Source organism: Robertmurraya sp. GLU-23, assembly GCF_052983275.1.
On the sequence record NZ_JBRKCV010000005.1, the window covers coordinates 1 to 13,261 of the forward strand.

Genomic DNA, 13,261 nt, shown 5'->3' on the forward strand with positions numbered 1-13,261 from the left:
AGTTGTAAATGTTATTTTACTCATGACGTCCCCTAATTCCCCATATGTTGAAATTCTAGTATATAAAAAAATACCTGTAGATAAAACACTCTTTTTCAAGTGTCCTTACTACAGGTACCATATTATATTGAGTTCCTTTTTTTGTTTACAGAAAATGATTCATACACCGAATTACGACAACCATCCACCATAAGGGAATCTTATAAAATGAAATATTCCCTAGTAATAGTTGTCAAGAATAGCCATTTTAGCGTGTTATAATATAAAATTAGTAGAAAGAAATCAAAACACCCATTTATTGTAAGTAGTTACGTTTCATTCTTGTATTGTCATAATTCAAACGAACATGTGACAAAATTACGTCTATTTTATGACAAGGTAGAATTCCCCCAGGTTTTACAGGTATATATTTTATTAGTAGGACTTTCTTAATAAGGGGACTGCACACTTTCAACTGGATAGATCACACTCCCATGGGAAGAGTGAAGATTCACAACAAGTGATGGAGCTGTGAAAGCCAACTTGTTAGGTTGCACACATACAAGAAAGAGAATCTATAAGAGACTGAGAGCAGTCTCTTAGCGTAGACCGCTCTTTTTGAAGAGCATCCTTTCATAGTTTGAGAAACCTGTACATGAAGGGATGAAATATCTTCTATTCATTAAGAAAATATATCTAGTTTGGTAGAAGTGGGTAACATGATAGATCGTCGAAGGTGATAAGAATATTTCTAAACGGTCAACATGAATAGGTGTTTTCCTTACCTCGATATCGAGCAAATAAGGAAATGGAATTCTTTCTTGGAAGTGTAAAGTCCGCAGATGCCGAGAAAAAGAAAAATCATTTCCCATAGGAATACGACTGATAGTCTCCAGGCTGAGATTATGTCATTTTCTTTTAATATTCTTTATATCCTATAGAAACTTCTCTCGAATATCTCCATAAAATAATAGTCGTTCAATAAAATCTACAGCATATGTTGGTGTAATACCTTTTCAGGCTTGTAGGTAACCGAGATAGAGCTTCCCCTCCTTAAGTAGTTCAGGTTCATATTTTTTAGTTCTTTTTTTGTTTCCAGTCTGCCCATCCCTACTCCATTTTTGGTTATTTTTTTACAATTACAGTCATTTTTGATAACATTAAATGAAGGTAATATAGTTGTAAGAATTCTGAAAGGTAGTGGTATATTGAAAAGGAGGTATTTAATTAGGACTGCTTTTAAATCTCAGAAAACGATTACAATTAAACAGACAAGGCAGCTCCGTATAACTCAGTATATGAACCGCAAGATTGCTAGTAAATTTGATTTTAATAATATCTTCGCTAGTGTGTCCCCAGAGGATGTATTAAGGATAGACGAAGATGGAGTAATCCAACTTAATCCGAACAATCCGAAGCACAAGGAGATAAGAGCTAGGTTGCTTGAAGACTGATGAAATCAGAAGATATCTACAGAATGGATTTTATCATGAACCATCTGAGTAGGGCCACTTGTACCGCTCTGCTCTTATTTTGCAAGTAGACGGTTTGAGGAAGTTGGCAAAGTCGCCCTGAAACAAGCCTACTTACAAAAAAACACCCTTTACCGTGAGGAAATCGAGCACAAAGACTAAGCCTCTTTGGATGAAGATTCATATGTCCAATAGGCTTAGTACAATATAGAAAATAATACCACAAGGATAAAGTACACGGGTACACTTCACCCTTCCAACTTATATTTTTGATGTATTTAAGAAGTTTCATAATAAGTAGATTGATACATAGAAAAAACGGAATGCTTAGAGAGCACTCTGTTTTTTCCTAGTCTATTGAAATAGATTAGGGAATTAAACCTGCGATACATACGAATTCAGTTCGAGAACTTGCAGTGTACAGGTTTGATAGAAGCCCATAGCATGAAAGAAGAAAACAGTTCTACCCCTCTTGTTTATCCACTTCTATGCTTGAGAGATTGCCGTGATAACCACGTTTCATTTACATACCTCACTGGACAAGTAAGCTCTGCCTTATCACACACCTGCTGAACAATAACATCTTCACCATGCTTTTCATTTTTATTTCAGTGCTGATACCAAACTTGAAATAATGGTGTTTCCAGTCTTCAGTTAGATTTGTATATGGATCATGCCAGCTGAACTCTACATAGAATTCTCCCTTCGTCTATCGACTCAAATTTATCTATGTGAAGGTTTTAAAATCCCAATACAAAGTTAGTGATTAGCTTACATATAATTCACAGTAATTATATAACCCATATGTTAATAGATATTTTTAACTATATCAGTTTAATTGTACTATCATGGGGGAGCCAAAAACTCCAGTTGCCGAAGGTATTATTATACCTACCTTTAGTGAAAGAAAAAAGAATGATTAAAATATCTACCTTGAGAGACAGAAGATTACATTCGGTGAGCGATAGCCCAATATCTAACGTGTCAGGTAGTACACTCACAATAATAGAATCCGTGAGAGAAAGGGAACTACCTCTTTGCCGTAGTCTGCACTTTTATAAAGTACCACCCTAACAGTACACTAATACCACAAAGTTCAATACTTTTCAATTCAGTAGGGGTATATATCTAGTTGATAAATATAGATAACATGATAGTTAATCAAAGGTTAAAAGCTTATTTCTAAACTAGCCCCTAATTAGTCAGGAAACACCCCTCGCCCGCAAGCAAAGAGGAATAGGATTACATTTCTTAAACTCAACTGTTTCAGGAAACTGTGGGCCTTTTACAACATCTCCTGCTCTAAACATGAACATCCCCCTATCTATAAAAGACCACCTATTTAAGTGAATAAGGGGAATTTAGCTTTTAAGCTCTACCATTGTCATATCTATACTTTTTATTAGTTCAAATCTATTTGCAGTCAAGTCCCCTACTTTAATATGGTAATCGAAAGGGAAGAATAGAACATTGTTATTCATTAGTTCTAATGGAAGAAAGTGTGCATCACTACATAAAATTAGAACCTCTGCTATCAACTGTTTCAGTTCTGGAGAATGTACTTCAATTTTTTTAGACAATGAATAGGAATGTTTTTTGTTAGGTTCCGTAATCCCCCAAGCCTTAATACTTGTTAATACAGCACTTGTTGCAACTTCCACCCTACGTCGTTCTCCGTAAAGGCTTTTCATCCTTCGACCTAAAACTTGGCTGGGTACCATATCCTGCATACGAATCTGAAGCCCCATCTCCCTAACTACATCATAAAAAAATGGGTATGCTAATATCGTCATGCACCAATGAAGTAAAACCCGTTCTTCCTGTCTCAAAAACGGGAACATCCCTAAAGCTTTTTCACGAATAGAAGTATAATTTTCCCCAACCAAAAACCATACTTTCATCAACATTGTAATTACATTTTTTCTAGATTTCGCACCTTGAATGTCAGATCGAAGAAAGTTATCCAATACATCATACATTTCCTTACGTTCTAATCTTCTAGCTTCATTTGCTGTGAAGTCAAGATGATGAAGCATCACCTTCTGATCAAATCCTATTGGTTTAGCCATATTAACCTACCTCTTGCTTAAGATATTACTTTTATAAATGGAACAACAACTTCCTCGATACTAATGCCTCCATGGCCCATAATCGTCTCTCCACGATTTACAAATGCAGTACCATCCTTAGCTAATAGTACATGAAAATCATCTGGTAAGCCAATATCGTTCCATTTCAATGTTTGATCATACTTTTCAGCTGCAAAGTCTCTTAAATCTTTTGAATCATATATTCTAACACGTTCACCTTTCGTTTCAGCAAGAACTCCTTCGGAAATACGGCCAATTCCAACACTCTCTCGATTACCATGATCTGCAGTTATATATATAGTAAATCCTGCTCCCTGTAAGTCCTTAATCAAACGGTATAGATAGTTGGTTTCTAACCAAATTCTTAACTCGGAAGATACACTTCTTGCTCCTTGTACGGCACCATGTAACATACGATCTACAATATCAATTACAGCACCGTACACTCTTACATTTGGCTGTTTTAATGGAAAAATATTTTCCATTTCATATATCTCCTGACCAAGACTTCTCTGATAAGAAACATTTTTACGCGGTACTCCCTGATTCTCCCAAAAAGTATTCCATAATGTAGATTCTTTATTTGTAGTAGATATGGAGTTAGCAAAATATAATGGCTTCATTCCTGAAAAAATAGATTGACGTGACACAGTTGTTAATGTTGGAACCCAAGCAAATACTCCATGTTCTTCAAAAGCAAGGCCTTGTCTAATCAGTTCCTCTCTTATTTGGGCCCACTGAACAAAACCCATCCCATCCACAACTAGCAAGGCTAACTTACTTTCCTGTTGTATCGCTAAATAATGTGGAATATGGTGCACCATCTTAGGTAACGGCAAATGTGGTAAGGTATTTAGCGATCCATACTGCTGCAACATCCACTTTTCAAATGGTGTATCAATTTGATTAGAAATTTCTGCTACTTGCTGGAGATATGTCCCGGTTAATACAGCTCGACTCTTAAAATGTCCGTATAATTCAGCAAGTTTAATCCATTCTTTATAACGATACTCGCTGATAGTCGAATCTTTTAATCGTTTATATAAATGTTCTAATTGAGTTGTGTCATTTCTTTTAGTATCCATCTTTATTCCAACATGCATCCAAGCAGGTAAATCGTTAGCAGAAAGACCATCTACTGGCTTAAGTAAGCATTCTTCGAACAAATTACTTAGTATGCCTTTAACATATAGGTTTGTGAAGGGATGAGCTTCATAATATCCTAAATCCTTAACTGCAACTCCACTTTGTGTCATTGCTAAATCATGAACCTGATGAACAAAAGTACTCCATTCTGTTCCAAGATAGCTATAGAAAAAAGAAGATGAGAAAACAAGCTTCTTAATCGGCAGTTCTATCAATTCCTTCTTCTGCTTGAGTGTATCCACGATATACTCTTTTACGATATCTGGAATGGATTCCATTTCGTAATGTATGGAAAGCAACAGCTTCCAAAGCTCAGCGCGTGTATATACTAAATCATAAGGCAATTTATAAATATGCTTGGTTAGAAAATCTAGAGTATCTTTATTTGAAGAAGAGCCTTGATACCGCTCGTGGGCGGCATACAAGGCATCTAATACTTCTAAATTAAGCTGTCTTATAATCTGTGCTGAAAACTTTGAAAAGATATTGGCTATATCAAGTCGAACCCGCTGACCAGTCTGCAGCAAGTCATAAGGAAATAAATTATAGTCTTGCCCCTCCATTCTTACAAGCAGACAGCCATCTCTTTGGTCAATTCTAGTTCGATACTCACGCTCAAATTCATAACGAAAAAGAATGCTATCACTAAGATTGACCACTATTATTTTCTCATTCTGCAAGCATGTTAATATCAACTCATCTAAAAGCAATTGATCAATATCAAGAACAAGATACAAAGGGTTGTTTGGATTAAATTGTCTTAAAATTTGATCTCGCCAATTCATCATCTCTATTCCCCTTGTTCACTTATAGTCCTAGCCTGATTTGGGCATTATCGTAATACATAAGTAATTTATCATCCTCTTGAATCACACTTTCAGGAAGACGCTCACCGACTGTCACAATCTTTTGGTAATCCTTTTCGCTCCATGCCATTTTAAACCCAGCTCGAATGGCTTCTGTTCGAAATTGTTTCATCTTCTTTTTACTCTTATTAAGATCTTCAATATAGCTTTCAAACTCACGTAGCAATGATTTCTCACGCAATTTTTCCAAATCTGCTTGCTTCCTAGGATCAGGAACATACCAGCGACTCAATGCCTTTTCTTTCAAATTGGAATCGTCATTTTCTAAACCACGGAAATCTTTGTAGTTTTTACGAAGATAGCTTGCAATTTGATCTGGTACTGAACCATCACCCTCATAACGAAGGAAATTTTGAAAAAGTAAGTCATCTAACTCCGGCAACACCTCATGTTTGGAAATATGTTGAATTTCTTTCATAAAGCTAGGATGTAAATCCTGACGTGTTTGTGGCTTTTTCATAAGTTGTTGACGAATCCACTCTATAGCACTAGTTTCATCTAAGACAAATAAACTCATTTGTGTAAAATCTTTTACAAGAGTACGCTTTTTATCATATTCTGCTACTTGACTTTCCAAGAACGCCATTCCATCACGCATTAGGAATCGTTGGGCAACACCTGCCTGGAAATCCGGAGACGAAATAGGGACTGGTAACCCATTTTGAACATGGTATGCAACCATGCGATCAAATAAGATACGTGGTGTACGTTCCGCAATAACCGAAGCTTCCCCTTTTGAGCCTAGAAATCTAGGTAACTGTTGCAAATGTTGTTCAACAAATATCCAAGCTGAATTTACTGTATTTTTTTCTGATAACATCTTTTTAACATTTTCTTTTGAAGGCTTATAAGCAGAAATTACCAAATCTTGTTTTACAGCGGTTGTAGTAATCATTGCATGAAAACCACCACGTTGTTTATTGAGTGCATCTACACTAGCTATAATGAATCCAGATTCTTGCAAAGCGTGCTGAATAGCGTTCCATACACTTGCTTGTGTGTTAGAGAATTCTACAGTAATCCATCTATTAGGCTTTAAGATTCTATAAGCCTCCCTAAAGCTCTCTATCATTAGTTTTGAATAATCATTAAGGCTCTTTCCTTGAGCTTTATTTTCGATTGCTTCTTTTTTATTGTTAGTAAGAACTTTTAACCAAGATTCTCTTGCAAAACTTAATTCAGAATACATAATATTAGCCCCGAAAGGAGGATCAATAAATATATAATCAATACTTTCAGATTTAACATCTATTTTAGTACTACTTTGAGTAGAGATGACATTACCTGAAAATTCATTCCAAGCATTTATTATCTTATTAAGCTGAAATCTAATTTGCGAGAAAAAGTTATTTTCAACAGATAGTGGTGGGAAATATAAAGCATTAGCCATTGGACCAACCAAAGCTCTAAATCCTTTCTCTTTACTAGCATACTGAGGCATATAACGATTCATTTTGGTCATTTTAGGAAGGACACTACCTAATAAGAATTGACCTTCATTATAATTTTTGGTGTTTGAAATAGTATCTAAATAATTGGCAATAATTAAAATAACTCTTTCCATATAAAAATGGTGAACTTTATTCATGCCAAGCCGTAAAGGTTCAATAGTCTTGATTCCATTATAAACCTCAGTGGGTTTTACTTTATTAAAACTGGTATCTAACTCTAAGATATCAAGAATTTTCTTATCAAAGTTTCCTGGCCTCTTGTCTTTCCTTCCTGAATCTGTATTATAGTTGACTTTAATTAGGGACAATTTGGGCTGATTAATTAATTTGCCATCGATTAAATCCCGCTTAGTATGAAAAACTCTTTCTAAATTCTTTTTTTCATGTTCAGCATTACAATTGGGACATACTAAATTTTTTTTAACAGATTTTTCATCTTCATTTACATTTGCATCCCAGTATGTAATCTCTTCCGTGCAGTTATTACAAATATAAATATCACTCCAAATATAATAATTAGTAGTTGTTAATATCTTGCTATGTCTATTGACGAACTCTTTGATGTCAGAAATAGACTTTATATCTTCAATTTCTCTTTGTAACTTTGATTCATCTTCCTCATTGAGAAAGGTTTTGTATAACCATATAAGCTCTGCTTCTAATTTATCTAATAAATTGAATAAATAATCCGAACTAGTTTCTTTGTTAGATTTTTTATTGTAGTTATGGGTGATAAATGTAGCTGCTGGAGAAATATCATTTAAAATAGTTCTCCTATATCCTATTTTAGAAAAAGCAACTTTGTCCTCATTGATAATTGATTTGCCTTTTATAACATAACCTAACGATTGAATTTCTTCTTTACTCTCACATAATTCACTAGCTAACCCAGTCATTCCTGAGCCACAAAAACCGTCATAAATAATATCTCCTGGATTAGTGTAGTGAAGTATGTATCTCATTATTGCCTTGTATGGAACTTTGGTGTGATAGCTATGAGCATTATAAATAGTATTATTTTTGCCTTCACTAATATCTGTAGCAAATGGTTCTCTGTGATACTCTTCCTCTAAATCTCGCCCATATGTAGTTACTTTTTCTTCTTCCCATTCCTTAATAAAATCGTTAATCCATGGATTCGGACAAGCTGTGTAATAAGGTGGATCAGACAAAGCAATAATATCCTCATCATCACCAATTGGAAACCCCTCTATCTTCTTTAACTCTGGCAATTTCTTTCTTAGCTCTTCTCTAAAATATGATTTCCGCTCTTCATCATTCCTAAAATTCTTGCCTAAGCAGACAACCGATTGGTTGTCCGCTTCTGTATGGTTATTTAAAAAAGAGAGCTGTTCTGTCTCCTTCGACATTCCACTTCACCTCATTATTTTTTCAACATCACACGGATACGATTGACCGGTTGATTTCCTACTGTTTCTTGTATCATCGTCTCAAAGCGTTTACGAAGTTCTTCTACTGTCAAAGGGCTTCCGTTAGCCATCATACTTGTAATTTGGTCTAATGTGATTTCTACTTTATTAATTCCCTTCAATAGATCATTGATTGCTTGAATCAAACGTAAGTCAATTGGCATTGTAAAAGCCCGCTTTGTGATGAATTGCTGTACTAGTTCTTGTTGTTCTGGTCTTAGGAAAGTAATATTTTCCTTTACCGTTGAATCATTAAAGTTATTTAACAAAGTATCGGTCCAGTTATTTAGTAGTTCCCCTAAACCAACTTCCAATGTCTCAAGTTTAAACTGGTAGATAGCTGTTTCTTCCTTTGGTCTAAACTTACAATGAGGACATGTTGCTGTATGTTGTAAATCTTCCCGTCTCAATTGATAACATGCTCTTAAAAATTCGATTTTGTTTTGCCAATCCGTTAACACCTGGTTTGGAAGAATATCAATTTTTTGCGCCAACTCTCTCAAAGCTTTTAAGCGTGGATCATTTAACAGACTACTTTTCTTCATTTCTTCTGTAGCATTAAGCCTAGATTTATCATGTAGTTGCATGTACAAATAAATATACTCCTCTTTTAACCCTTCAATAACACGAACTTCATTACTATAATCTTGTCCTTTTTTTAACATAACAGAGAGATTATATAATGCAGCTTCAACTTTATCATTCCATTCATGATTCCGATGAAAATGAAGCTTTGCCTGAGCAAGATAATTCGCAACATTTGTGTACTCTTTTACATTTGCTTCTAGTCCTTCTAGTTTATCTAGTACATGTAGATTATTAGCTTGGGACTCAATATCATCCGTTGAAAATTTAAAATTATGCAATTTAGCTGGTGTATCATAGCGCTGAATGCCTTCTAAAAACTCTTTCAAATGCACTAACTGCTTTACATACTCTTGGACTTCCGCTGTCGTAAACAGTGTACCATCCCAAATTGGTAAACCTGTTCGAATAGTAGGAATCATGCCTACTACTTTCTGTACTTTATCACGAGCATTTCCAATAACTAAACGTATACCATGTGTTAAGTTCACTTCCTCAAGGTTTGGAATCTGCACATTGAATAGATTAAACAGTGCATTAATTGCCGCAATAGGAAGTCCACTTGGTTGTTTTACATGACTAAAGTATGTAAGTTGTCCTAATGGTAATCGAGAAAATTCTGCATAGTTCATAGCATCATATGATTTTCCATTTACTGTAACCACTAGTTCACCACTGTATACTAATGCAGACAATACAACTACAAATAACTCAGGTTCCATTTTATATTGAATTGTATATCGAACATCCTCTGTACCTTTAATTGTGACTGTTTTTAATAATTCTGTTGCATTTAAAACTTGTCCGTGTTCTTTCTCATTTAAATGATCTAGTACCCATCTTGCGTAGCCAGACTTACGGACATTTAACTTGCCATTTTTATCAAGTAAAACTAATCCGTCCAATATCGCAGTTCCTTGTCTAGTTTCTTTACCCGAAATTTGTTGCAGTGCATCCGAAACATATGTTGGCAAGTTTTCTTTATTTAAATATGTAGTTTGAAGCTTTCTAAATGTTGGATAATCAGGATACTTTTCTTCAAACCAATCGGTTAGTAACCCTTCTGCGACTGTATTTATAATTTCGGAAACAGTCCCATTTTGTGGAAGTAGCATACCGAATTCAAGAACATTAGCTGTTTTACCTCGATAAGTAATATCAAAAACATGCACAAAATTTTCATTTAACCATGTAACAAGCTTTTTAAAAAAAGAGGTAGATTTTGACTCATATAATCGTTTTGTAGCAGATGTTGCTGAAATCTCCATTTCTCTTGCTCCAGCATACATTTTCAATAAACGGACAAATTGTTCTTCTTTCACTGTAAGTTGGAAAAAGACTTCATCAGATCTTTGCTCATTATTAAACTTCATGTCACTAAACGGCTTTAACATATAGATGTAAAAATCTCTTTCTGGCTGCGCAGTCGAACGTTCATTCGGTGCACCAAAGAATAAATAGCCTTGGCGAGTCACTTTATGAGCTTCCCAAGGTAAATTATGTTTCCATATTTTATATCCTGTCACATACGTGTTTTCTGCCACTTGTGTTACTTGCTTAAGAACCTCATAATAGTAGCTATCTAACCTATCGTCTTCAATTGTCTCAGCCTTTTGTTCGATTAAGTCGTCCACGGCAATATCTTTTTTCAAATCTAAAAAATACTGTCCATTGCTTTCATTCGTAGAAATGTACTGGAAACTAACTGTTTTTAAAATCTCACGTAATGCAGCCTCGACAGTTGTTTTTAAAAGGTCTGACGGATTATCATCGTCCAATAACATGTCTAAGCTCATTGTCGAATACAAAAACAAATCATCACGAAGTTCATCAGGAGTTAATCCCACTTTATCAAAAATGTCACTTGTTGCTAAACGATATACAGACAAAGCATTAACAATTCGGATAGCCATTGGTTGATACATTTTTTTTGTAAATGCATTTTGAATACGATCCTTTAATAGACGAGATTTATCTAGCACTTCACGAATATCTGGGTTACTTTTATAAGATGGGTCTTCTTCGATAAATTTCCAGTAACTATCGTAAGAAATTAGGCCAGGTGTTCCCACAGGTACATCATCTTCAAGTATTCGTTTAATTTCACTACTTATCGTTTTTAGGGCCACCCGCTTCTCAGCCACGTTTACCTTTTCAAAAGTAGATAAATAGGCTGGGTGAATGGGAAATAGGTTCACATATGTATCTATATCTTCATTTAATCGATGATATAAAGAAGAAAACTGACTTATGTGTTCTCGAATTAAAGCTTTCTGTCTCTCATCCTTTTTAAGCAAACGCTGCGATACAACGTAGGCGATATCCTCACGAACAATACGAACTTGTTCAAAGCGCTCTTTTACACGACGAAGTGAATCTGCCACAAAACCAAACTTTGGATTGTCAAAAAGCATCTCCTGGATACCGGCAATGAAACGCATACGTGTCTTGCTACAGACTTCACCGACTTCACGCAAGAATCCCAAATCCAAAGTCAATTCCTGTTCCTTACGACTCCTTAAATAATCCAAAAGCTCGTCCACTACAAGAAGTAGCCCGTGATCAGGATACACTTCATGGAAAAGTCCAATCATTTCAATTAATGAGTCTTTGTTATTCCGTACTTGGTCAACAGGAGGAAACCTAAAATCAACTCCTATATTATAAAGCCCTTCTTCTATTGCCTCACACAAAATGTCACGTAAAGATGTACGAACACTTCCTATTTCTGTACGAATCACTTTGAATTGCCCTTCAATTTCCTTGGCCTTTATAGCTACACGACGGTCTTGGATATGAGTGCTTGCCCCTTCTAGTTCAGCAATTGTTGATATCACACTCATCAAATGCGATTTACCTGTTCCATAGTTACCAACGATAAACAAACCTTTGTTGTCCACTGGTCGATGAAACTGGAGTTGTTCTATAACTGCTTCGTCTAATTGTTCAGACATTCTTTCAGAAATCACATATGTATCAATAAGCTGATATGCTCGTTCTTTATCATTTGCATCCGTCAACTGTATGACAGATTCAATTGGTTCAAATTGAACTAAATCCCGGTACTTCATCTAAATATTCCCCGCTTTCACGTAATTACGATACCGTCAAAATCCGAACACTCATAGTATTCAGGATGTCCAGGTACCGCGTATGTAAATCGTTTACCGTCGTATGTGCCTCTCCAAGAAATGATAAGAGTATAGTTCCTACTAAAGGACTGCAAAAGTTGAATTACATCTTGATTAAGGCTCGGGTCAAACAATATTTCAATATGCTCTAAACAGATCACATCACTTTCTGCTTCCTTGAGAATTTCACTCAACAAAACATGAACCCTACTTGTCATCCTCTTACTCGGATATTCCTTTAGTCTTTCACTGAGCATTAGACTAATATTTAAAACAGGATAATGTTGACTCTCACCCATGTATTGAACAGAATTCCCTTTTTGATGCTCGCAAACAAGAAGCATTCTATAATATTTAGATGAGATATTTTCTATCCCCTGCTCGATTTTTCTTACTAACTCTGTACGCATAGCAACACCTTCAGATAAATATTTCTACTATTTAAATTTTACATAATCTTTCAGGATATTAATATAACTTTTAGAATAGTCATGGATTAAAACAAGCAAAAGATTACTATGTCAATAAATGTATATATATCTATCAAAGCGTACAAACAATTTAGCATAGCACATTCTTTTCCTAGATAAGCACATATATTATTCTAATTTCTATCTATCACGAGACTTATTATGAATAAATTCACCTGCATTTTGTAATTTATGTTCCCTTTTTATCGTCCTTCTCCTATTTTTGTTCATCAATTAAGGCTATTGAGTTTTTTGGTGAACTTGATAATTCACTTACCTTGTTTACTTTGTAATTCATTATCATGTAACTCTACCTCCAACAAATCTCCAGTCAAATCGATATTTTCATGTACCCAATAAATTATTTCAATTATTATTGCATCTAGTTCACTTTTAAAATAAGAAATAATTTCACTTTGTTTAATTTTTATAGTCACTTACTTTTTTAAGAATTATCTTTTTCAGCTCTCAGCTGCTTTTCGTTTACCGATCTCGCACTATATAAAGTATCCATTCTTGTTTTCGTAATGTCTTATCTCAATTCCTCTCTCTCACTAGAATAATTATTAGGTATTAACAGATCAACATATGAACTTTATTATCTATCACTTCCAATTATTCCTTTTAGTAAGTAAACCAAT

The 13,261-nt window shown here is 34.8% G+C and carries 6 protein-coding genes; 1 reads left to right on the top strand and 5 read right to left on the bottom strand.

Annotated features, from left to right (window positions below):
* Positions 1–1,187 precede the first annotated feature (1,187 nt).
* Positions 1,188–1,433, top strand: a complete 246-nt coding sequence (locus ACVBAX_RS10365) for a hypothetical protein (RefSeq protein ID WP_447116969.1) — start codon at positions 1,188–1,190, stop codon at positions 1,431–1,433.
* A 1,379-nt stretch (positions 1,434–2,812) separates the two neighbouring features.
* Here the strand turns inward: ACVBAX_RS10365 and ACVBAX_RS10370 are convergent.
* Genes ACVBAX_RS10370 through brxF form a run of 5 tightly spaced genes read right to left on the bottom strand, consistent with a single transcriptional unit; the run spans position 2,813 to position 12,560 of the window.
* The gene (locus ACVBAX_RS10370) at positions 2,813–3,520 is read right to left on the bottom strand and encodes a hypothetical protein (protein ID WP_447116970.1); all 708 of its coding nucleotides are present in this window, start codon (positions 3,518–3,520) and stop codon (positions 2,813–2,815) included.
* Positions 3,521–3,537: 17 nt separating this feature from the next.
* Positions 3,538–5,475, bottom strand: a complete 1,938-nt coding sequence (gene pglZ / locus ACVBAX_RS10375; protein ID WP_447116971.1) for a BREX-3 system phosphatase PglZ — start codon at positions 5,473–5,475, stop codon at positions 3,538–3,540.
* A 19-nt stretch (positions 5,476–5,494) separates the two neighbouring features.
* Complete coding sequence (locus ACVBAX_RS10380; protein WP_447116972.1) at positions 5,495–8,374, bottom strand: DNA methyltransferase; 2,880 nt, start codon at positions 8,372–8,374, stop codon at positions 5,495–5,497.
* Between the two features lie 14 nt (positions 8,375–8,388).
* Positions 8,389–12,090 (bottom strand): DUF6079 family protein, encoded by a 3,702-nt coding sequence (locus ACVBAX_RS10385; protein WP_447116973.1) that lies wholly within the window; start codon positions 12,088–12,090, stop codon positions 8,389–8,391.
* A gap of 17 nt (positions 12,091–12,107) precedes the next feature.
* Positions 12,108–12,560: a BREX-3 system P-loop-containing protein BrxF gene (gene brxF, locus ACVBAX_RS10390; protein WP_447116974.1), complete on the bottom strand. Its 453-nt coding sequence runs from the start codon at positions 12,558–12,560 to the stop codon at positions 12,108–12,110.
* Between the last annotated feature and the right edge of the window lie 701 nt (positions 12,561–13,261).